We start from the raw sequence: 20,349 nt of genomic DNA on the forward strand, positions 1-20,349 counted from the left end.
CCGGGCAACCGGGCACTTACCCTTCCCCCATGAACGAGGCACTGACGACTCTCCTCGATCTGCTCGACCTCGAGCAGATCGAGGAGAACATCTTCCGCGGTACCAGCCGGCCTTCACTGGTCCCGCGCGTCTTCGGCGGTCAGGTCGCGGCCCAGGCTCTGGTCGCGGCCGGGCGGACCGTCCCCGCGGACCGCACCGCGCACTCGCTGCACTCGTACTTCCTGCGCACCGGCGACACGGGCGCGCCCATCGTGTACTCGGTGGACCGGATCCGTGACGGACGCTCCTTCACCACGCGCCGCGTCGTCGCCGTCCAGCACGGCCAGCCGATCTTCCACCTCTCCGCGTCGTTCCAGACGTACGAGGACGGCCTCGACCACCAGGTCGCCATGCCGTCCGCCCCGGACCCGGAGTCCCTGCCCACCGCGGCCGAGTCGCTGCCCGCGTACCGCGAGATCTTCCGCGACCCCGGCACGGTGGAGCGGCTGATCGAGACGCGGGAGGCGGTGGACCTGCGCTACGCGACGACCCCGCCCTGGGGCAGCGTCGGCGAGCCGGTGGAGCCGCGCTCGCAGGTGTGGTTCCGTACGGCCGGCAAGCTGGACAGCGCCGATCCGCTGCTGCACACCTGCCTGGCCACCTACGTCTCCGACATGACCCTGCTGGACTCGGTGCTGCTCGCGCACGGCCGGGGCGGCTGGGCGGTGGGTGACGTGGTCGGCGCTTCGCTGGACCACGCGATGTGGTTCCACCGGCCGTTCCGCGCGGACGAATGGCTCCTGTACGACCAGGAGTCGCCCTCGGCGGCCGCCGGCCGGGGCCTCGGCCAGGCCCGCATCTGGACCCAGGACGGCCGACTGGCCGTGACCGTCATCCAGGAGGGTGTCGTCCGCGTTCCGCGCGCGTGAACCGGGGGGCTCAGTCCCACCAGAATCCCCAGTGGTCGCTGCCGGTGACCGCCTCGTCCGCGTAGGCGCGGATCGTGCCGCAGCCCTGCCAGATGTTGTCGGGCGCGAAGGCGAAGTGCTCCGCGGCGACCGGCAGCGCCTGGGCGACCGTACGCGGCGGGGCCGCCACCGACACGTGGAGTTCGTCGAAGCCGAGGGCGACGAGGCGGGCGCCGAAGCGCTCCTCCCAGGACCGCAGGACGGTACTGATGAGGGCGGTGTCGTTCTCGTGGTTGGTCGGCCCGCCCCAGCCCAGCGCGGCGGGTACGTCGGCTCCGCGGGCGGCGGGGACCAGCGCGAGCCGCGGGCTCGGCAGGGAACCGCTCCCGATCAGCTCGTCCGCCAGCTCGCAGGCCGCGACCTCCGGATCCGCCGCGTCCGGCCCACCCGCCGGCCATGACTGCGCGAGCCCGGGCCAGTCCCTGGCGAAGGGCGCGATGATCTCCTCGCCCTCCTCCCCCTCCTCCGGATCGGGGACCACCCTGCGCCAGAACTCGCGCAGCACCGGCTCGACGTGGAGGTCATCGGGGTCGGACATCCGATCCGGCCGGAACTCCCGGTCCTCCCACCAACGTTCGAGCCCGCGGCGGCCCTGGAACAGCACCGCCTGCAGCCCGGCGGCCGCGAGTGCCGGGCTGCGGTGCGCGGCGAGCGCACCGACGCCCACGCTCTCGCCGGACACCCACAGCAGCGGCTGCGCCGCCCTGCCCCACCGCCGCCGCCCGGGCCTGTCGACGACCTCGCCCGGCGGCAAGTCCAGCCCCAGACGGCGCCCTTGAGGATCGTCGACCAGAACGGACAGCGGGTGGTGCGTCTTCGGAGGCTTCGCCATGGGCCGACCGTAATCGCCGCAACTGACAACGGGTCCGGCGAGTCGCGCACGGGCGCGCGGTGATGCCGGTGATGCCCGGCGATGCGCGCTCAGGAGCGTCCGGCTGGCGACGAAGGGGCCCCGGCCCGATCGGTACCGGCCGGGGCCTTCCGCCGCCTGCGGCGTCACGCGTCCTGCAGGCCCGCCGCGTTCAGCAGGTACGCCACCATCGGGTCGTAGAAGCGGGGGTCGCGGACGTGGTCGTCCAGGGGGATCGTCACCTGGACGGCGCCCTCCGCCTCGCCGATGAACAAGGCCGGGTCGTTGCAGTCGGCGTAGCCGGCCGCGTCCAGGCCGCGCTGGGCCGCACAGCCCGCCCAGCCGTGGTCGGCGACGACCAGGTCCGGCTGCGGGCGGTTCTCGGCCATCAGGCCGTCCAGGACCGCGGCCATCGGCTCCGGCGAGTGGGTGTGCCACAGGGTCGCGCCCCGCTCCAGCACCGCGACGTCCGCGAACTGCCACACCGAGCCCTCGTCGGCCACCAGGCCCGGGGGGATGACGACGATCTCGCAGCCCGCGGCGCGCAGGGCCGCCGCCGTAGCCCGGTGGACGTCCAGCAGCCCGCCCGGGTGCCCGGTGGCGAACAGCACGCTCTGCCGGTCCAGCGCCGCCTTGCGCAGCCGCGCCGCCAGCCGGTCCAGGCCCGCCACGGTCAGCTCCGGGTCGATGGTGTCCTGGCCGTACCGGAACGCCGGGTCGTCCACGACCCCGCACCGCTCCGCCATCACCGCGAGCACGTCCTGCTCGTCCGTCCACCGGTCGCCCAGCTCCAGGCCGAGCCAGTAGTGCCGGTCGCCGTTGGCGAGCTTGCGGTAGTGGCTCAGGTTGTTCTCGCGCGGGGTCGCGACCTGTCCCGCGATCCGCGTGCGGACCAGATGGTCGATGAGTTCGGCACGGCTCGGCGTCTCTATCGGCTTCGGCATACGGGCCATTCTGCCGCCGCGCGGGCGGAGGCGGCGCGTCCATTCCGGTCGGCGGCCGCCCCGGGTCACGCCGACAGCGCCCCGAACGCCCCGTGCGCGAGCCGGCGCAGCAGGGACTCCGTCGCCTCCCGCCCCAGGGCCGCCAGGTGGGGGGTGGAGTTCAGCAGGCCGAAGACCGCGTGCACGGAGACGCGCACCTCCGCCTCGCCGACCTCCGGGTGCAGTTCCCGTACGGTCTCCACCCACAGCTCCACGTACTGGCGCTGCAGCTGCCGCACGAGCTTGCGGTCGGCCTCGCGCAGCCGGTCGAGCTCCCGGTCGTGCAGGGTGATCAGCGCCCGGTCGTCGAGCGCGAAGTCGATGTGCCCGTCGATGAGGGAGGACAGGACCCGCTCCGGGGCGCCCGCCGCCTCCGCCACCCGGTGGCGGCCGCCGGTCAGCAGCCGTTCGCTGATGCCGACGAGCAGCTCGGCGAGCATGGCGTCCTTGCCCGCGAAGTGCCGGTACAGGCCGGGGCCGCTGATGCCCACCGCGGCACCTATCTCGTCGACGCCGACACCGTGGAATCCGCGCGCGGCGAAGAGGCGGGCGGCCTCACTGAGGATCTGCTCGCGACGGGTGGGGGCGGCCGCTCTGGTGCTCATGGGAAACCATTCTAGACAGGGCCGTTAGCGCTCGTTAACCTAGGCGGCACAGACGTTAACGCTTATTAACAGCGCGTACCGAGCAAGTGGAACGAGCAAGGGAGCTCGACCGATGCAGCAGGCACCAGTGCTGACGAGCGCCGCGGACCCGGCGTCCGAGGCCTGGCGGACCAACGAGGCCGCCCACCGCGAGCTGACCGAGGGCCTGCGCGCCCGGCTCGACGCGGCCCGGCTCGGCGGCGGCGAGAAGGCCCGCGCCCGCCACACCGCCCGGGGCAAGCTCCTTCCGCGCGACCGCGTGGACACCCTCCTCGACCCCGGATCCCCCTTCCTGGAGCTGGCCCCGCTGGCCGCCGAGGGCATGTACGGGGGCTCGGCCCCCGCCGCCGGGGTCATCGCGGGAATCGGCCGGGTCAGCGGCCGCGAGTGCGTGATCGTCGCGAACGACGCCACCGTCAAGGGCGGCACGTACTACCCGATGACCGTCAAGAAGCACCTGCGCGCCCAGGAGGTGGCCCTGGAGAACCGTCTCCCCTGCCTCTACCTGGTCGACTCGGGCGGCGCCTTCCTCCCCATGCAGGACGAGGTCTTCCCCGACCGGGAGCACTTCGGCCGCATCTTCTACAACCAGGCGCGCATGTCGGGGGCCGGCATCCCGCAGATCGCCGCCGTCCTCGGCTCCTGCACCGCGGGCGGGGCGTACGTACCGGCCATGAGCGACGAGGCCGTCATCGTCCGCAACCAGGGCACGATCTTCCTTGGCGGCCCGCCGCTGGTGAAGGCCGCCACCGGCGAGGTGGTCACGGCCGAGGAGCTCGGCGGCGGCGAGGTCCACTCCCGGATCTCCGGCGTGACCGACCACCTCGCGGAGGACGACGCGCACGCGCTGCGGATCGTACGGAACATCGTGGCGACCCTCCCCGAGCGCGGGGCCCTGCCCTGGTCGGTCGAGGCTCCGGAAGAGCCGAAGGTGGACCCGCACGGGCTGTACGGCGCGGTCCCCGTCGACTCGCGCACCCCCTACGACGCCCGCGAGATCATCGCGCGGATCGTGGACGGGTCCCGCTTCCAGGAGTTCAAGTCCGAGTTCGGCCAGACGCTGGTCACGGGCTTCGCCCGGATCCACGGACACCCGGTCGGGATCATCGCCAACAACGGCATCCTGTTCGCCGAATCCGCCCAGAAGGGCGCCCACTTCATCGAGCTGTGCGACCAGCGCGGGATCCCGCTCCTCTTCCTCCAGAACATCTCGGGCTTCATGGTCGGCCGGGACTACGAGGCGGGCGGCATCGCCAAGCACGGCGCCAAGATGGTGACGGCGGTGGCCTGCGCCCGGGTCCCGAAGCTGACGGTGGTGGTCGGCGGCTCGTACGGCGCCGGCAACTACTCGATGTGCGGTCGGGCGTACTCGCCCCGCTTCCTGTGGATGTGGCCCAACGCCAAGATCTCCGTGATGGGCGGTGAGCAGGCGGCCTCGGTCCTCGCCACCGTCAAGCGCGACCAGATCGAGGGCGCGGGCCAGGAGTGGCCGGCCGAGGACGAAGAGGCCTTCAAGGCCCCGGTCCGCGCGCAGTACGAGGAGCAGGGCAACGCCTACTACGCCACGGCGCGGCTGTGGGACGACGGGGTCATCGACCCCATGGAGACCCGGCAGGTGCTGGGACTGGCCCTGACCGCGTGCGCGAACGCCCCGCTGGGCGACTCGGGCTTCGGCATCTTCCGTATGTGACGTGAGGACCTCACTGATGTTCAGCACTGTTCTGGTCGCGAACCGCGGCGAGATCGCGGTCCGGGTCATCCGCACGCTGCGGCAGCTCGGCATCCGCTCCGTGGCCGTCTTCAGCGACGCCGACGCGGACGCCCGTCACGTACGGGAGGCCGACACCGCCGTCCGCATCGGCCCGGCCGCGGCCGCCGAGAGCTACCTGTCGGTGGAGCGGCTCCTCGACGCCGCCCGGCGCACGGGCGCCGAGGCGGTCCACCCGGGCTACGGCTTCCTCGCCGAGAACGCGGCCTTCGCCCAGGCCTGCGCGGACGCCGGGCTGGCCTTCATCGGGCCGCCGGCCTCCGCCATCTCCCTGATGGGCGACAAGATCCGCGCGAAGGAGACGGTGAAGGCCGCCGGGGTTCCGGTCGTGCCCGGCTCCTCGGGGAGCGGGCTGACGGACGCCGAACTGGTCGCGGCCTCCACGGAGATCGGCATGCCGGTGCTGCTGAAGCCCTCGGCGGGCGGCGGCGGCAAGGGCATGCGGCTGGTCCGCGACGAGGTGGTGCTGGCGGAGGAGATCGCGGCGGCCCGCCGCGAGGCCCGGTCCTCCTTCGGCGACGACACGCTCCTCGTCGAGCGGTGGATCGACCGGCCCCGGCACATCGAGATCCAGGTACTGGCGGACGCCCACGGGAACGTGGTGCACCTCGGCGAGCGCGAGTGCTCGCTGCAGCGCCGGCACCAGAAGGTGATCGAGGAGGCGCCCTCGGTCCTGCTCGACGAGAAGACCCGTGCGGCGATGGGCGCGGCGGCGGTCGACGCGGCCCGCTCCTGCGGGTACGTCGGCGCCGGCACGGTGGAGTTCATCGTCCCGGGCGGCGACCCGTCCTCCTACTACTTCATGGAGATGAACACCCGCCTCCAGGTCGAGCACCCGGTGACGGAGCTGATCACCGGGCTGGACCTGGTGGAGCTCCAGCTGCGGGTGGCGGCGGGCGAGCGGCTGGGCTTCGACCAGTCGGAGGTCCGGCTGACGGGCCACGCGATCGAGGCCCGCGTCTGCGCGGAGGACCCGGCGCGCGGGTTCCTGCCGTCCGGCGGTACGGTCCTGGCCCTCTCGGAGCCGGACGGCGGTGCGGTGCGTACGGACTCCGGGCTGACGGCGGGCGTGCCGGTGGGCTCCACGTACGACCCGATGCTGTCGAAGGTCATCGCGTACGGGCCCGACCGCGCGGCGGCCCTGCGGGTGCTGCGGGCGGCTCTGGCCGACACCGTGATCCTGGGCGTCCAGACCAATGCCGGCTTCCTCCGGAGGCTCCTGGCCCACCCGGACGTGGTCTCGGGCGACCTGGACACCGGCCTGGTGGAGCGCGACCTCCCCTCCCTCCTGCCGGAGGGGGTCCCGGACGAGGTGTACGCGGCGGCGGCGCTGCTGGCGCAGGGCCCCGGGGCTCTGCCCGGACCCGCGCCTCAAACGCCGGCCGGGCAGGAGGGGTGGATCGACCCCTTCGACGCCGCCAGCGGCTGGCGCATGGGCGGTACCCCCGCCTGGACGGTGCACCACTTCCGCCTTCCCGGCCAGGACCCGGTGACGGTCCGGTCCCGCGCCAAGCGCACCGACCACGAGCTGCTGATCGACGAGGCCGGCACCGATCCAGCCTCGCCGGCGTTTGAGGCGCGGGGTCCGGGGCAGAGCCCCGGCGCACCGGCCCGCGGCCGGATCGTCACCCGCACCCCCGACACCGTCACCGTCGAACTCGACGGCGTCACCCACCGCTTCAGCCGCGCCACCTCCCCGGAGGGGACCTGGCTCGGCCGCGACGGAGACAGCTGGCACGTCCAGACGTACGACCCTGTCGTGGCAAACCTCAGCGGAGCCGGACGCGGCGGCGCGGACACCCTCGCCGCCCCGATGCCCGGCACCGTCACCGTCGTCAAGGTGGCCGTCGGCGACAAGGTGACGGCCGGGCAGAGCCTGCTCGTCGTCGAGGCCATGAAGATGGAGCACGTCATCTCCGCCCCGCACGCCGGCACCGTCACCGAGCTCGACGTGACCCCCGGCACCACGGTCGCGATGGACCAGGTCCTGGCCGTCGTCACCCCGGACGAGGAGAGCGAATGAACGGCCTGCCCATGACCGTCCCGGCCCCCGGCCTCCCGGCCCGGGTCCGGATCCACGAGGTCGGCGCCCGTGACGGCCTCCAGAACGAGAAGAGCGCCGTACCGACCGAGGTCAAGGCGGAGTTCATCCACCGCCTGGCCGCCGCCGGGCTCACGACCGTCGAGGCCACCAGCTTCGTGCACCCCAAGTGGGTTCCGCAGCTGGCCGATGCCGAGGCGCTGTTCCCGCAACTCGCGGACCTCGACGGGGTCGCCCTGCCCGTCCTCGTCCCCAACGAGCGCGGCCTGGACCGCGCGCTCGCCCTCGGAGCCGGCCGCATCGCCGTCTTCGGCTCGGCCACCGAGACCTTCGCCGCCCGCAACCTCAACCGGACCGTCGCCGAGTCCCTCGCCATGTTCGAGCCCGTGGTGGCCCGCGCGAAGCAGGAGAAGGCGCACGTCCGCGGCTACCTCTCGATGTGCTTCGGCGACCCCTGGGAGGGCCCCGTCCCGGTCCACCAGGTCGTACGGGTCGCCAAGTCCCTGCTCGACCTCGGGTGCGACGAGCTGAGCCTCGGAGACACCATCGGCGTCGCCACCCCCGGCCACGTGCAGGAACTGCTCGGCAGCCTGAACGAGGCGGGCGTCGGCACCGACCGCATCGGCGTGCACTTCCACGACACCTACGGCCAGGCCCTCTCCAACACCCTCGCCGCGCTCCAGCACGGCGTGACCACCGTCGACGCCTCCGCAGGCGGCCTCGGCGGATGCCCGTACGCGAAGAGCGCCACCGGCAATCTCGCGACCGAGGACCTGGTGTGGATGCTCGACGGCCTCGGCATCGAGACCGGGGTCGATCTGGCCGCCCTCACCGCCACGAGCGTGTGGATGGCCGAACAGCTGGGGCGACCCAGCCCCTCACGTACCGTCCGCGCCCTCTCCCACAAGGAGTAGTCACACCATGTCCCTCGACCACCGGCTCACCCCTGAGCACGAGGAACTCCGCCGTACCGTCGAGGCGTTCGCGCACGACGTCGTCGCGCCGAAGATCGGCGACCTGTACGAGCGGCACGAGTTCCCCTACGAGATCGTCGCCGAGATGGGCCGCATGGGCCTGTTCGGCCTGCCCTTCCCGGAGGAGTACGGCGGCATGGGCGGCGACTACCTCGCCCTCGGCATCGCCTTGGAGGAGCTGGCCCGCGTCGACTCCTCGGTCGCCATCACCCTGGAGGCCGGGGTCTCCCTCGGCGCCATGCCGATCTACCTCTTCGGCTCGGAGGAGCAGCAGCGGGAGTGGCTGCCGAAGATGTGCTCCGGCGAGATCCTCGGCGCCTTCGGCCTGACCGAGCCCGGCGCGGGCTCCGACGCCGGCGGCACCCGCACCACGGCGGTCCGTGAGGGCGACGAGTGGGTCATCAACGGCTCGAAGTGCTTCATCACCAACTCCGGTACGGACATCACCGGTCTGGTCACGGTCACGGCCGTCACGGGCCGCAAGGCGGACGGCCGCCCGGAGATCTCCTCGATCATCGTCCCGTCCGGCACCCCGGGCTTCACGGTGGCCGCCCCCTACTCCAAGGTGGGCTGGAACGCCTCGGACACCCGCGAGCTGTCCTTCGACGGCGTACGGGTGCCCCTCGCCAACCTCGTGGGCGCGGAGGGCCGCGGCTACGCCCAGTTCCTGCGCATCCTCGACGAGGGCCGGATCGCCATCTCGGCGCTCGCGACCGGGCTCGCGCAGGGCTGTGTGGACGAGTCGGTGAAGTACGCCAGGGAGCGGCACGCCTTCGGCAAGGCGATCGGCGACAACCAGGCCATCCAGTTCAAGCTGGCCGACATGGAGATGCGCGCCCACATGGCCCGCATCGGCTGGCGCGACGCGGCCTCCCGGCTGGTGGCCGGCGAGCCCTTCAAGAAGGAGGCGGCGATCGCGAAGCTGTACTCCTCGACGGTCGCCGTCGACAACGCCCGCGAGGCGACGCAGATCCACGGCGGCTACGGGTTCATGAACGAGTACCCGGTGGCCCGCATGTGGCGGGATTCCAAGATCCTGGAGATCGGCGAGGGCACCAGCGAGGTCCAGCGCATGCTGATCGCCCGTGAACTGGGCTTCTCCGCCTAGTCGCAGGGCTCGTCCGCGTCCGGGCGGAACGAGGGGGCCCGAAAAAAGTTAGGGCCCCCTTATCGTTTTCGGCCAAGGTTAGGCTAACCTTCCCCACGAACGGCTCAGTGGCCGCCCGGACACGCACGAAAACGGACATCGACATGCCCAAGTCCCGAACCTCCTCCCTCACCCGTCGCGGATTCATCGCGGCGGGCGGCGCCCTCGGCCTCGTCGCGGCGCTCGCCGCGTGCGGCGGCACCGACTCGGCGAAGGGCGACGGCGGCAAGGACAACGGCGCCGCGGCCTCCGGCCCCTGGACCTTCAAGGACGACCTCGGCAACGACGTCGGCACCAAGTCCAAGCCGAAGAACATCGTCGCCTTCACCGGCACCGCCGCCGCGCTGTACGACTACGGCATCCCGGTCAAGGGCGTCTTCGGCCCGACCAAGACCGCCGACGGCAAGGCCGACGTCCAGGCCGGCTCGATGGACATCTCCAAGGTCGAGATCCTCGGCAACGTCTACGACGAGTTCAACGTCGAGAAGTACGCGGCGCTCCAGCCCGAGCTGCTCGTCACCAACAGCTGGGACGGCACCTACTGGTACGTCCCGGAGGCCTCCAAGGACAAGATCCTGAAGCTGGCCCCGGCCGCTGCGGTCAAGGTGGGCGGCGACGTCACCCTCGACAAGGCGCTGGAGCGCACCGCGGACCTCGCCAAGTCCCTGGGCGCCGACATGAACGCCAAGTCCACCGTCGACGCGAAGGCCCGCTTCGAGGCCGCCGCCGCGAAGCTGCGCGAGGCCACCAAGGCCAACCCGGGCGTCAAGGTGCTCGTGGGCTCGGGCTCCGCCGACCTCTTCTACGTCTCCACCCCGGACACCTCGGCCGACCTGAAGTACTTCAAGCAGCTCGGCGTCGAGTTCGTCACCCCGGAGAAGCTGGACGAGGGCGGCTTCTTCGAGAGCCTCAGCTGGGAGAACGCCGGCAAGTACAAGGCCGACGTCGTCCTGCTCGACAACCGCACCGGCACCCTGCAGCCGGAGGAGCTGAAGGCGAAGGCCACCTGGGCCGAGCTCCCGGCGGTCAAGGCCGGCCAGATCACCCCGCGCGTGACCGAGCCGATCTACTCGTACGCCAAGTGCGCCCAGCTCCTCGAGGACCTCGCGAAGTCCATCCAGAACGCCAAGAAGGTCAGCTGACCCGGTCGACCCGCGGCGCCCGGTGACCCCGGGCGCCCGTAGGCCGTTCCGACTTCCAGGGGGATCCTCCGCATGACCGTCACCGCGTCCGACGACACCGCTCCGGCCGTCGCCCACTTCCGCTTCTTCGCGCTCGAAGTGGTCCGCACGCGCCGCCTCGGCCACTCGTTCCTGCGGGTCACGTTCGGCGGGGAGTCCCTCGCGGGCTTCCGCTCGGGCGGCTTCGACCAGAGCCTGTCGCTCTTCCTGCCCCCGTCCGGCCAGGAGCACACCGTGCTCCCCTCCACGGACGAGGACACCTGGTTCGCCGCGTGGCGCGGGATGCCGGACGAGGAGCGGCCGGTGATGCGCTCCTACACGGTGCGCGAGCAGCGCCGCACGCCCGAGGGGACGGACGAGGTCGACATCGACTTCGTCCTGCACGGGGACGCGTCGCCGGCCTCCCGCTGGGCCGGACGCGCGGTCGCCGGCCGCCGGATCACGGCCATCGGCCCGGCCGTCGCGGAGAACAAGTCCGTACGCTTCCAGCCGCCGGCCGCCACCGACGCGGTCTGGATGTACGCGGACGAGACCGCCCTGCCGGCCGCGGCCGCGATCCTGGACCGGCTGGCCGCCGGGACCCGGGTCCGGGCCTGGTTCGAGGTCCCGCACGAGGACGACCGGATCGCGCTGGACACGCTCGCCGACGCGGACATCACCTGGATCGTGCGCGAGGGCCACGGCCGGGAGCGGACCGAGCGGGTGCTGAGCGTGCTGCGCTCGGCCGGACCGCCCGCCGCCGAGGTCCCGTACGTCTGGCTGGCGGGCGAGGCCGGCACCGTTCGCGCGGTGCGCCGCCACTTCGTGCAGGAACGATCCGTCGACCGCCGCGCGGTGCGATTCACCGGCTATTGGCGGCTCGGCGCGAGCGAGGAGCAGCTCCTCGCCGAGGCGTACGCCGGCAAGGCCCCGAGCGAGGACCCGGCGTCCGAGCTGTAGTCGACTTCCGTACCCCGTAACGCCGTTGGGGAAGGGCCCTGGCTTTCAGCCAGGGCCCTTCCCCATTTGGCTTATTAGTTTAGGTTAGGCTAACCTAAACATCACACGCCCCACCCTCCCCTTCTCCCCCTGCCCGGAGGAAAGTTGATGCGCTCGCATCTGCTGAATGAGACGACCGCGGACCTCTACCGGCGTTCCGTCACCGAGGGCGTCGACCGCGTCGCCGCCAAACTCGCGACCACGGAGCGACCCCACACCGGTATATCCGTCGACGAACTCGCCCCGGTCATCAACGGGATCGACCTGGACAAGCCGCTCGCGGACGCGGCGGCCGTCCTGGACGAGCTGGAGGACGTCTACCTGCGCGACGCGGTGTACTTCCACCACCCGCGCTACCTCGGGCACCTCAACTGCCCGGTCGTGATCCCCGCGGTGCTCGGCGAGGCGGTCCTCTCGGCCGTCAACTCCTCCCTCGACACCTGGGACCAGTCGATCGGCGGCACGCTGATCGAGCGCCGCCTCATCGACTGGACCGCCCAGCGCATCGGCCTCGGCCCCGCCGCGGACGGCGTCTTCACCTCCGGTGGCAGCCAGTCCAACTTCCACGCCCTGCTGCTCGCCCGCGACGAGGCCTGCCGCATCGTCATGAAGAAGGAGCTGGACGAGGGGCGCGAGCTCACCAAGGCCGAACTCCTCCCGAAGCTGCGCATCTTCACCTCCGAGGCCAGCCACTTCAGCGTGAAGAAGTCGGCCGCCATGCTCGGACTCGGCTACGAGGCCGTCATCGCCGTCCCGGTCGACCGCAACCGTCGGATGGACACCGCGGTGCTCGCCCTGGAGCTCGAGGAGTGCGCCGCCGAGGGCCTCTTCCCCATGGCCGTCGTCGCCACCGCCGGCACCACCGACTTCGGCTCCATCGACCCGCTCCCCGAGATCGCCCGCCTGACCGCCGAGCACTCCGCGTGGATGCACGTGGACGCCGCCTACGGCTGCGGACTGCTGGTCTCCCCCACCCGCCGGCACCTCCTCGACGGCATCGAGCACGCCGACTCGGTCACGGTCGACTACCACAAGTCGTTCTTCCAGCCGGTCAGCTCCAGCGCGATGCTGGTCCGCGACCGCGACACCCTCAAGCACGCCACGTACCACGCGGACTACCTCAACCCGCGCCGCATGGCCGAGGAGCGCATCCCCAACCAGGTCGACAAGTCCATCCAGACCACGCGCCGCTTCGACGCGCTCAAGCTCTGGATGACCCTGCGCGTCATGGGCGCCGACGGCGTCGGCTCGCTCTTCGACGAGGTCATCGACCTGGCCGCCGCCGGCTGGGACATCATCGACGCCGACCCGCGCTTCGAGGTCGTCGTCAAGCCGCAGATCTCCACCCTCGTCTTCCGCTTCCTGCCCGGCGAGGAGGTCCCCGCCGACCTCCTCGACGAGGCCCAGCTCCACGCCCGCAAGGCGCTCTTCGCCTCCGGCGAGGCCGTCGTCGCCGGCACGAAGGTGGACGGGAAGCAGTACCTGAAGTTCACCCTCCTCAACCCGCAGACCACGACGGCCGACATCGCTGCCGTCCTCGACCTCCTCGCCGCACACGCCGAGCAGTTCCTGGGAGAATCCCTTGCCGTCCACCACTGAGCCCCACGACTTCATCGGTATCGGCCTCGGTCCCTTCAACCTGGGACTCGCCTGCCTCACCGCGCCGATCGACGAACTGAACGGCCTGTTCATCGAGTCGAAGCCGCACTTCGAGTGGCACGCGGGGATGTTCCTGGACGGCGCGCACCTGCAGACGCCCTTCATGTCGGACCTCGTCACCCTCGCCGACCCGACGTCGCCCTTCTCCTTCCTGAACTACCTGAAGGACCAGGACCGGCTGTACTCCTTCTACATCCGGGAGGACTTCTACCCGCTGCGCGCCGAGTACAACGACTACTGCCGCTGGGCCGCCGACCGGCTCGACAACGTCCTGTACTCGACCTCCGTCACCGAGGTCACCTACGACGAGCGGGCCGGTCTCTACGAGGTCCGCACGGACAAGGGCGAGACCCACCGGGCCCGCCGCCTGGTCCTGGGCACCGGCACCCCGCCCTTCGTCCCGGAGGCCTGCGCCGGCCTCGGCGGCGACTTCCTGCACAACTCCGCCTACATGCAGAACAAGGCGGAGCTGCAGAAGAAGAAGTCCATCACGCTGATCGGCTCCGGCCAGAGCGCCGCCGAGATCTACTACGACCTCCTCGCCGAGATCGACACGTACGGCTACCAGCTCAACTGGGTCACGCGTTCCCCGCGGTTCTTCCCGCTGGAGTACACGAAGCTGACGCTGGAGATGACCTCCCCCGAGTACGTGGACTACTTCCACGCCCTCCCCGAGGACACCCGCTACCAGCTGGAGACCCAGCAGAAGAACCTCTTCAAGGGCATCGACGGCGACCTGATCAACGCCGTCTTCGACCTGCTCTACCAGAAGAAGGTCACCATGCCGGGGCAGGTGCCGACCACCCTGCTGACCAACACCTCCCTGAACAGCACGGCGTACGACACCACCACGGGCACCTACACCCTGGGTCTGCGCCAGGAGGAGCAGGAGCGGGACTTCACCCTCGCCTCCGAGGGCCTGGTCCTGGCCACCGGCTACAAGTACCAGGTACCCGAGTTCCTCGCCCCGGTGCGCGACCGGCTGAACTTCGACGGCCACGGCCGCCTCGACGCCGGCCGCAACTACAGCGTCGACACCACGGGCCGCGGGGTGTACCTCCAGAACGGCACGACCCACAACCACTCCCTGACCTCGCCCGACCTGGGCATGGCCGCGTACCGCAACGCCTACATCGTGGGCGAACTCCTCGGCCGCGAGTACTACAAGGTCGAGAAGTCCATCGCGTTCCAGCAGTTCGCAGCCCCGGAAGGCACGCACGCATGAGCACCACCACCGGTGAGATCCTCTTCGCCCGCACCGACGCGGCCCTCGGGACCTTCGCCGTCCGCCCGCTGGACCCCTTCGCCGACGCGGAGCTGCTGCACGGCTGGGTCACGCACCCCAAGGCCTCGTTCTGGATGATGCAGGACGCCTCGCTGCCGGACGTCGAGCGCGAGTACATGCGGATCGCCGCGCACGAGCACCACCAGGCCTTCATCGGCCTCCACGAGGGCCGCCCGGCCTTCCTGATGGAGAGCTACGACCCGGGCGAACTGGAACTGGTCGGCCTGTACGACGCCCAGCCCGGCGACGTCGGCATGCACTTCCTCGTCGCGCCGAGCGACCAGCCCCTCAGCGGATTCACCCGCGCCGTGATCACCACGGTGATGGCCGCCCTCTTCGCCGACGCGGAGACGGAGCGGGTCGTCGTCGAGCCGGACGTCCGCAACACGGCGGTGCACGCCCTCAACGCGGTGGTCGGTTTCGTCCCCGAGCGCGAGATCCAGAAGCCGGAGAAGGAAGCCCTCCTCAGCTTCTGCACCCGCGCCCAGTTCGAAGCAGCCACCGGCATCACCCAGGAAGTGTCGATATGAGCCTGGCCGACGCCGTCTCCCACCTCTCCCCGGAACTGTGGGCCCGCGCGAACCGCGCGCTGGTCCGCAAGGCCCTCGCGGAGTTCTCCCACGAACGCCTCCTGACGCCGAAGCCGCTGGGCGACTCCTGGTACTCGGTCCTGAGCGACGACGCCACGGTGGAGTACCGGTTCAAGGCCGTCCTGCACGCCCTCGACCACTGGTCGGTGGACGAGTCCTCGGTCACCCGCCTGCAGGACGGCGCCGAGCTCCCGCTGGACGCCCTCGACTTCCACATCGAGCTGCGCGGGGCGCTGGGCCTGAGCCCGGAGGTCCTGCCCGTCTACCTGGAGGAGATCTCCTCCACCCTGGCCGGCACGGGCTTCAAGTACACGAAGCCGCAGATCTCCTCCGAGGTGCTCGCGAAGTCCTCCTTCCAGGACATCGAGACGGGCATGACCGAGGGCCACCCCTGCTTCGTGGCGAACAACGGCCGCCTCGGCTTCGGCGTGCACGAGTACCTCTCGTACGCCCCGGAGACGGCGAGCCCGGTCCACCTGGTGTGGGTGGCGGCCCGCAAGGACGTCTCCACCTTCACGGCGGGCGCGGGCCTGGACCACGACTCCTTCGTCCGCGCCGAGCTGGGCGAGGAGACGATCGCCGGCTTCGCGGCGCAGCTGGAGGCCCTGGGCCTGGACCCGGCCGACTACCACCTGCTGCCGGTCCACCCCTGGCAGTGGTGGAACAAGACCACGGTCACCTTCGCCGCCGAGATCGCGGGCCGCCGCCTGGTGCTGCTGGGCGAGGGCTCGGACGCGTACCTGGCGCAGCAGTCGATCCGTACGTTCTTCAACCAGAGCGCGCCGGAGAAGCACTACGTCAAGACGGCCATCTCGGTGCTCAACATGGGCTTCATGCGCGGTCTCTCGGCCGCCTACATGGAGGCCACGCCGGCCATCAACGACTGGCTGCACCAGCTGATCGAGGGCGACGAGGTCCTGCAGTCGGTGGACTTCTCGATCATCCGCGAGCGCGCGGCGATCGGCTACCACCACCGTCAGTACGAGCGCGCCACCGACCGCTATTCCCCGTACCGCAAAATGCTGGCCGCGCTGTGGCGCGAGTCCCCCGTCAACTCCCTCAAGGGCGACGAGCGGCTCGCCACCATGGCCTCGCTCCTGCACGTCGACGCCGAGGGCAGGTCCTTCGTCGGCGCCCTGATCGAGGAGTCGGGCCTGAGTCCGGCGCAGTGGCTGCACCACTACCTCCGGGCCTACCTGGTCCCGCTCCTGCACTGCTTCTACCAGTACGACCTCGCGTACATGCCGCACGGCGAGAACACGATCCTCGTCATCGAGGGCGGCGTGGTGAAGCGGGCGATCTTCAAGGACATCGCCGAGGAGATCGTGATCATGGACCCGGACGCGGTCCTGCCGCCCGCGGTCGAGCGGATCAAGGCGGACATCCCGGAGGACATGAAGCTGCTGTCCGTCTTCACGGACGTGTTCGACTGCTTCTTCCGCTTCCTGGGCCCGATCCTGGCGACCGAGGGCATCTGCGAGGAGGACACCTTCTGGCGGGCGGTGGCCGACTGCGGCCACGCGTACCAGGAGTCGATGCCGCAGCTCGCGGAGCGCTTCGCGCGGTACGACCTGTTCGCGGAGGAGTTCCAGCTGTCCTGCCTGAACCGCCTCCAGCTGCGGAACAACAAGCAGATGGTCGACCTCTCCGACCCGTCCGCGGCCCTGCAGCTGATCGGCACCCTCAAGAACCCCGTCGCGGCCTTCGCCCGGCGGTGAACAAGGGGCGGGCGCGGGGTCCGATACGGTCCCTCGCGCCCCGTGCCCGCCCTTGCACGTGCAGGCGTGTCCGCGAAGCCCTGACTGGCCCTCTTCGCGGACACGCCGCGCGTCTTCTCAGTCCGCCGCCAGCGCCGTATGCCCGTAGGGGCTATTCCTCGCCGAGGATGCGCAAGTTGTGCTTTTCCTTGAAGTACTCGTAGTCCTTGAGGTTCAAGGTCGCAAGCGGCAGATCGTAGGTGAGGCAGCAGGCAGCGATCCACAAGTCGTTGGTCGGCTGCGGCCGTCCTGCCTTCCTGCCGGCGGCAGACAGCTTGCCCCAGGTGGCGGCGACGGCTTCGTCCCCGGGCAGGACGGGGATGCCGGACAGCCAGTCAGCGAGTTCCTGGCGTCGTCCGCTGCCCCAGTCCCGGATCTCCGCCCATTGGGTCAGCTCGCCGAAGGTGACGAAGGTGATCAGTGGCTTGCGGCCGATCAGTTGGGTGGCCAGCGGGCCGGTCAGCTTGCCCTTGTGGGTGAGAGAGGCGACGTCGGTGTCGAGGATGACTGGTTGCATGGCGGCGGCTCAGGCGACGTCGCGCCGACGCTCGGCGTAAGTGAAGGCGAGGAACTCGTCCAGCTCCTCGTCGGACTCGAAAGTGTCCGCCTTCAGATCGTCCAGGGACGTGATCGGCTGGGTGTTCTTCGCGGCCAGCAGTTCCTCCACCGACAGTCGCGGCCGGATCGGCGGGTAAACCGGGTGCTCGGTTTCCGCTGCGCTCATGTGAGAACCTCCCCGCTGATGTCGGTCCCTGCCTGCTGCGGCCCATGATACGGCCGCACCACGCCGGCCGGAGCAGCCTTCTCCTGCCTGACCCCGGGCAGGGAAACCCTGAGCGCCGACCAGCCAGAGCCCGGACACGAACGCGTGTCCGCGAAACCCTGACTGGCCTCTTCGCGGACACGCCTCATGTGTTTCACTCGGCCGTCAGGGCCCGCTGGAAGTCGGTGACGATCCGCCGGTACCCGGTGTGCCGCGTCGCTCGCGCATGCCGCAGGGCCCACACCGCGGGCCCGTCGTCGTCATCGGCCGGTCCCGACCCCGCGTGACACGAGGTGCACTCGACCTCATGGATCGCCGCACTCCCGGTCCGGTCCGCGGTCAGCAACCAGGCCGTCACGTCACCTTCACGGACAACTCGGCCCACACCCGCTTCCCGGGCCCGACCCGCTCCCCGACGGCCCAACGGTCTGCGAGCGTCGCCACCAGATGCAGCCCGCGCCCGCCGTCATCGTCCTGGTGCGGAGCCCCGACCACGGGCCGCGCGGGACTGGCGTCATGCACCTCAACCCGCACCCCGCTGGCGAGCCGCACGTACCGCGTCTCGATCTCCCGGTCCCGGGGTGCGACGGCGTGCCGCACGGCGTTGGTCACCAGTTCCGAGGCCACGAGCAGGGCGTCCTCCTCCAGCTCGGAGAGCCCCCAGCCGGCCAGCGCCTTGCGCAGCTCGGCCCGCGCGAGCGGCACGCACCGCGCCTCCCGCCGCCACCGCCGCACCACTTCCTCCCGTTCGCTCACCGGACCACCGCCCGCCCGTGGATGACCCGGGGCCCGAGATCGATCCCGTACGTCGCGAGGACGAGCACCTGCCGACGCCACCACTGCCGTAGCGGTGGCACCAGCCCGATAAAATGCAGCACGTTGACGCTCCTTGTAAGCGTTGGCCACGCCCCCGGACTGTTCGCCCAGTCGCGGGGGTCTTTACATCGAGCCGAAGATCACACACCGCACTTGGGTGCGCACGACCCGTTACGGAATCCAAGGTAGGGGTACTCGACAGATTCCAGCAAGACTCTCTCTTGCAAATTTGCAGATCACTCGAACGGGTTACAGGCTGGCCGTGCGTTCCCTCAAGGCGGCAGACTGGCAAGGATGTTGAGAGGAGTCCCAATGCCCGTAGGCGGGAGGCCCACCGTCCGAAGCCGGAGGCTCGGCGCCGCACTGAGGCGCCACCGTGAGGCCGCCGGACTGGATCAGGCGACTGCAGCAGCGGCAATCTTGAGGTCCGTGTCCAAGGTCAGCCGCCTGGAAGGCGGGCAGTCCACTGCATCCGCACTGGAAGTACGTACGCTGCTCAACTGTTACGGCGTCGACGACCCCGACGAGCGTGCACGACTGGAAGGCTGGGCCAAGACCAGCAATCAGCGTGGCTGGTGGCTCGACTACCAGGAGACCCTTCGGTCGGGATACACGGACCACATCACGTTGGAGAACGACGCGACGTACATCCGCTCCTGGCAGCCGGCACTGATCCCAGGCCTGCTTCAGACCACCGAGTACGCCGAGGCCGTCATCGCTTCGGCGCCGACGTCCATCGAGGCGGAGCGGGCGGCTCGGCTGGTGCAGGTGCGGCAGGAACGCCAGAAGCGGATCTACGAAGGTGCAACCCAGTTCGCCGCAGTCATCTGGGAACCTGCGATCACCTCCATGGCGTCCACACCTGCCATCGCTCACCCGCAGTGGCGCCTCCTGCTTGAGGCCGGCGAACGCCACAACGTAACCGTTCAGATGCTGCCTGCCTCGGCAAGCCGGGCGGCAGGTATCGCGGGGCCGTTCGTCAGCTTCTCCTTTGGGGTAGAACCGACTGTCGAAGCCGTAGCCGTCGAGAATCTGCCGAACACGTCCGTGATCGAAGCGCCGGACGATCTGGCCCTCTACGTGAACGTCTTCGACCGACTACGCTCGACAGCACTGTCTCCTGAGCAAACGGCTGAACGAATCCGCCTGTTGCTCAAGGACACGACGCCCGTCACGCGAGAGGGATCATGACCGCAGAAGTCGTCAGCAGATACCGCAAGTCTTCGTACTCCGGCCACGAAGGCGACTGCGTTGAAGTGGCGGAGACGAGCAACGGCGGTCGCGCGGTCCGGGACAGCAAGGACACCACCCGCCCCGGCATCCGCTGCACCCCCGCGCCCTGGGCCGCCTTCATCCACGGCCTGAAGGACTCAGCTCACGCCGAGTGATCCAGCCGTGGATCGTGATGGTCTGGATCGGTATCGTCGACGCATGCCCGAACTGATCGCGCCCACCGTCCGCCTACACGCCGCCTGGCGCGAGGCGCGTGACGAGTGGGGTCCCGGCCTCCACGAGGACGGATTCGGGCTGGGGCCGTCCGACGAGGTCGACTCGCCAGACGGCTTCGCGGCCTGGGTGGCACTGCTCGCTGATCAGTCAGACACGAAAGCGGCGGAAACCGGGCGAGGTTGTACGTACCGATGGATCGTCGAGGGTGACCGGGTGCACGGCGGGATCGCGCTGCGGCACGGGCCCAACGACTACGTGCTGCAGTTCGGCCACATCAGCTATGGAATCCGGCCGTCTTCACGTCGGCGCGGGCTGGCCACCTGGGCGCTGGGCCGAATGCTCGACGAGGGGCGGGCCCTCGGCCTGGACCGGGTGCTGATCGTCTGCAAAGCCGACAACCTTGCCTCGGTGAAGACGATCGAGCACCAAGGCGGCGTCCTCGAGGGCGTCCGGGACACCGAACACGGCCCCGTGCGGCGGTACTGGATCAACCCTTAGTCAAGCGGTGGCCGCAGGT

Annotated in this window: 22 protein-coding genes; 14 read left to right on the forward strand and 8 right to left on the reverse strand. The window is 70.5% G+C overall.

Translation table 11 applies throughout. The features are described 5' to 3' along the window. Window positions 1–29 precede the first annotated feature (29 nt). Window positions 30–908, forward strand: coding sequence for an acyl-CoA thioesterase II (gene tesB / locus OG332_RS15985; protein ID WP_327414114.1), 879 nt, complete (start codon window positions 30–32; stop codon window positions 906–908). A 10-nt stretch (window positions 909–918) separates the two neighbouring features. Here the strand turns inward: tesB and OG332_RS15990 are convergent, their stop codons facing one another. The 3 genes from OG332_RS15990 to OG332_RS16000 form a co-directional block, all read right to left on the reverse strand. After that, complete coding sequence (locus OG332_RS15990; protein WP_327414115.1) at window positions 919–1,779, reverse strand: DUF4253 domain-containing protein; 861 nt, start codon at window positions 1,777–1,779, stop codon at window positions 919–921. 164 nt (window positions 1,780–1,943) lie between these two features. Then, window positions 1,944–2,750: a phosphatase gene (locus OG332_RS15995; RefSeq protein WP_327414116.1), complete on the reverse strand. Its 807-nt coding sequence runs from the start codon at window positions 2,748–2,750 to the stop codon at window positions 1,944–1,946. A gap of 56 nt (window positions 2,751–2,806) precedes the next feature. Next, entirely contained in the window at window positions 2,807–3,385 is a 579-nt protein-coding gene (locus OG332_RS16000) for an SACE_7040 family transcriptional regulator (protein WP_327414117.1), read from the reverse strand. 112 nt (window positions 3,386–3,497) lie between these two features. Between OG332_RS16000 and OG332_RS16005 the strand changes: the two genes are divergently transcribed. The 10 genes from OG332_RS16005 to OG332_RS16050 all read left to right on the forward strand — a co-directional run bounded on the left by OG332_RS16005 (window position 3,498) and on the right by OG332_RS16050 (window position 16,765). Further along, on the forward strand, window positions 3,498–5,114 hold the full coding sequence (locus OG332_RS16005; RefSeq protein WP_327414118.1) for a carboxyl transferase domain-containing protein: 1,617 nt from the start codon (window positions 3,498–3,500) through the stop codon (window positions 5,112–5,114). A gap of 16 nt (window positions 5,115–5,130) precedes the next feature. Beyond that, window positions 5,131–7,215, forward strand: coding sequence for an ATP-binding protein (locus OG332_RS16010; RefSeq protein WP_327414119.1), 2,085 nt, complete (start codon window positions 5,131–5,133; stop codon window positions 7,213–7,215). Then, on the forward strand, window positions 7,212–8,147 hold the full coding sequence (locus OG332_RS16015; protein ID WP_327414120.1) for a hydroxymethylglutaryl-CoA lyase: 936 nt from the start codon (window positions 7,212–7,214) through the stop codon (window positions 8,145–8,147). The genes OG332_RS16010 and OG332_RS16015 overlap by 4 nt, the downstream gene beginning before the upstream one ends. Before the next feature lie 7 nt (window positions 8,148–8,154). Beyond that, entirely contained in the window at window positions 8,155–9,315 is a 1,161-nt protein-coding gene (locus OG332_RS16020) for an acyl-CoA dehydrogenase family protein (protein WP_327414121.1), read from the forward strand. 143 nt (window positions 9,316–9,458) lie between these two features. After that, the gene (locus tag OG332_RS16025; RefSeq protein WP_327414122.1) at window positions 9,459–10,496 is read left to right on the forward strand and encodes an ABC transporter substrate-binding protein; all 1,038 of its coding nucleotides are present in this window, start codon (window positions 9,459–9,461) and stop codon (window positions 10,494–10,496) included. Window positions 10,497–10,568: 72 nt separating this feature from the next. After that, complete coding sequence (locus OG332_RS16030; protein ID WP_327414123.1) at window positions 10,569–11,474, forward strand: siderophore-interacting protein; 906 nt, start codon at window positions 10,569–10,571, stop codon at window positions 11,472–11,474. Window positions 11,475–11,621: 147 nt separating this feature from the next. Beyond that, on the forward strand, window positions 11,622–13,112 hold the full coding sequence (locus tag OG332_RS16035; protein ID WP_327414124.1) for a pyridoxal phosphate-dependent decarboxylase family protein: 1,491 nt from the start codon (window positions 11,622–11,624) through the stop codon (window positions 13,110–13,112). Continuing rightward, complete coding sequence (locus OG332_RS16040; RefSeq protein WP_327414125.1) at window positions 13,096–14,397, forward strand: lysine N(6)-hydroxylase/L-ornithine N(5)-oxygenase family protein; 1,302 nt, start codon at window positions 13,096–13,098, stop codon at window positions 14,395–14,397. The genes OG332_RS16035 and OG332_RS16040 overlap by 17 nt, the downstream gene beginning before the upstream one ends. Then, on the forward strand, window positions 14,394–14,987 hold the full coding sequence (locus OG332_RS16045) for a GNAT family N-acetyltransferase (RefSeq protein WP_327414126.1): 594 nt from the start codon (window positions 14,394–14,396) through the stop codon (window positions 14,985–14,987). The genes OG332_RS16040 and OG332_RS16045 overlap by 4 nt, the downstream gene beginning before the upstream one ends. After that, entirely contained in the window at window positions 14,984–16,765 is a 1,782-nt protein-coding gene (locus tag OG332_RS16050) for an IucA/IucC family protein (protein WP_327414127.1), read from the forward strand. Before OG332_RS16045 ends, OG332_RS16050 begins: the two co-directional genes overlap by 4 nt. Before the next feature lie 151 nt (window positions 16,766–16,916). Here the strand turns inward: OG332_RS16050 and OG332_RS16055 are convergent, their stop codons facing one another. The 5 genes from OG332_RS16055 to OG332_RS16075 form a co-directional block, all read right to left on the reverse strand. Further along, the gene (locus OG332_RS16055; RefSeq protein ID WP_327414128.1) at window positions 16,917–17,321 is read right to left on the reverse strand and encodes a type II toxin-antitoxin system VapC family toxin; all 405 of its coding nucleotides are present in this window, start codon (window positions 17,319–17,321) and stop codon (window positions 16,917–16,919) included. A 9-nt stretch (window positions 17,322–17,330) separates the two neighbouring features. Continuing rightward, entirely contained in the window at window positions 17,331–17,528 is a 198-nt protein-coding gene (locus OG332_RS16060) for a hypothetical protein (RefSeq protein ID WP_327414129.1), read from the reverse strand. A 193-nt stretch (window positions 17,529–17,721) separates the two neighbouring features. Beyond that, window positions 17,722–17,925, reverse strand: a complete 204-nt coding sequence (locus tag OG332_RS16065) for a DUF7848 domain-containing protein (RefSeq protein WP_327414130.1) — start codon at window positions 17,923–17,925, stop codon at window positions 17,722–17,724. Continuing rightward, window positions 17,922–18,323: an ATP-binding protein gene (locus OG332_RS16070; RefSeq protein WP_327414131.1), complete on the reverse strand. Its 402-nt coding sequence runs from the start codon at window positions 18,321–18,323 to the stop codon at window positions 17,922–17,924. The genes OG332_RS16065 and OG332_RS16070 overlap by 4 nt, the downstream gene beginning before the upstream one ends. Then, the gene (locus tag OG332_RS16075) at window positions 18,320–18,445 is read right to left on the reverse strand and encodes a hypothetical protein (protein WP_327414132.1); all 126 of its coding nucleotides are present in this window, start codon (window positions 18,443–18,445) and stop codon (window positions 18,320–18,322) included. Before OG332_RS16075 ends, OG332_RS16070 begins: the two co-directional genes overlap by 4 nt. A 250-nt stretch (window positions 18,446–18,695) precedes the next feature. On the opposite strand from OG332_RS16075, the gene OG332_RS16080 reads away from it, so the two are divergent. The 3 genes from OG332_RS16080 to OG332_RS16090 are packed head-to-tail and all read left to right on the forward strand — an operon-like array spanning window position 18,696 to window position 20,330. Next, the gene (locus OG332_RS16080; protein ID WP_327414133.1) at window positions 18,696–19,574 is read left to right on the forward strand and encodes a helix-turn-helix domain-containing protein; all 879 of its coding nucleotides are present in this window, start codon (window positions 18,696–18,698) and stop codon (window positions 19,572–19,574) included. Further along, on the forward strand, window positions 19,571–19,771 hold the full coding sequence (locus OG332_RS16085) for a DUF397 domain-containing protein (protein WP_327414134.1): 201 nt from the start codon (window positions 19,571–19,573) through the stop codon (window positions 19,769–19,771). Before OG332_RS16080 ends, OG332_RS16085 begins: the two co-directional genes overlap by 4 nt. A 43-nt stretch (window positions 19,772–19,814) precedes the next feature. Beyond that, complete coding sequence (locus OG332_RS16090; protein WP_327414135.1) at window positions 19,815–20,330, forward strand: GNAT family N-acetyltransferase; 516 nt, start codon at window positions 19,815–19,817, stop codon at window positions 20,328–20,330. Window positions 20,331–20,349: the final 19 nt, after the last annotated feature.

This window comes from Streptomyces sp. NBC_01233, from assembly GCF_035989305.1.
In the GTDB taxonomy this organism is placed as follows: Bacteria; Actinomycetota; Actinomycetes; order Streptomycetales; family Streptomycetaceae; genus Streptomyces.

Coding starts and splice junctions, on each gene's coding strand:
- tesB (WP_327414114.1), top strand. CDS start 30: ATGAACGAGGCACTGACGACTCTCCTCGATCTGCTCGACCTCGAGCAG.
- OG332_RS15990 (WP_327414115.1), bottom strand. CDS start 1,779: ATGGCGAAGCCTCCGAAGACGCACCACCCGCTGTCCGTTCTGGTCGAC.
- OG332_RS15995 (WP_327414116.1), bottom strand. CDS start 2,750: ATGGCCCGTATGCCGAAGCCGATAGAGACGCCGAGCCGTGCCGAACTC.
- OG332_RS16000 (WP_327414117.1), bottom strand. CDS start 3,385: ATGAGCACCAGAGCGGCCGCCCCCACCCGTCGCGAGCAGATCCTCAGT.
- OG332_RS16005 (WP_327414118.1), top strand. CDS start 3,498: ATGCAGCAGGCACCAGTGCTGACGAGCGCCGCGGACCCGGCGTCCGAG.
- OG332_RS16010 (WP_327414119.1), top strand. CDS start 5,131: ATGTTCAGCACTGTTCTGGTCGCGAACCGCGGCGAGATCGCGGTCCGG.
- OG332_RS16015 (WP_327414120.1), top strand. CDS start 7,212: ATGAACGGCCTGCCCATGACCGTCCCGGCCCCCGGCCTCCCGGCCCGG.
- OG332_RS16020 (WP_327414121.1), top strand. CDS start 8,155: ATGTCCCTCGACCACCGGCTCACCCCTGAGCACGAGGAACTCCGCCGT.
- OG332_RS16025 (WP_327414122.1), top strand. CDS start 9,459: ATGCCCAAGTCCCGAACCTCCTCCCTCACCCGTCGCGGATTCATCGCG.
- OG332_RS16030 (WP_327414123.1), top strand. CDS start 10,569: ATGACCGTCACCGCGTCCGACGACACCGCTCCGGCCGTCGCCCACTTC.
- OG332_RS16035 (WP_327414124.1), top strand. CDS start 11,622: ATGCGCTCGCATCTGCTGAATGAGACGACCGCGGACCTCTACCGGCGT.
- OG332_RS16045 (WP_327414126.1), top strand. CDS start 14,394: ATGAGCACCACCACCGGTGAGATCCTCTTCGCCCGCACCGACGCGGCC.
- OG332_RS16050 (WP_327414127.1), top strand. CDS start 14,984: ATGAGCCTGGCCGACGCCGTCTCCCACCTCTCCCCGGAACTGTGGGCC.
- OG332_RS16055 (WP_327414128.1), bottom strand. CDS start 17,321: ATGCAACCAGTCATCCTCGACACCGACGTCGCCTCTCTCACCCACAAG.
- OG332_RS16060 (WP_327414129.1), bottom strand. CDS start 17,528: ATGAGCGCAGCGGAAACCGAGCACCCGGTTTACCCGCCGATCCGGCCG.
- OG332_RS16080 (WP_327414133.1), top strand. CDS start 18,696: ATGCCCGTAGGCGGGAGGCCCACCGTCCGAAGCCGGAGGCTCGGCGCC.
- OG332_RS16085 (WP_327414134.1), top strand. CDS start 19,571: ATGACCGCAGAAGTCGTCAGCAGATACCGCAAGTCTTCGTACTCCGGC.
- OG332_RS16090 (WP_327414135.1), top strand. CDS start 19,815: ATGCCCGAACTGATCGCGCCCACCGTCCGCCTACACGCCGCCTGGCGC.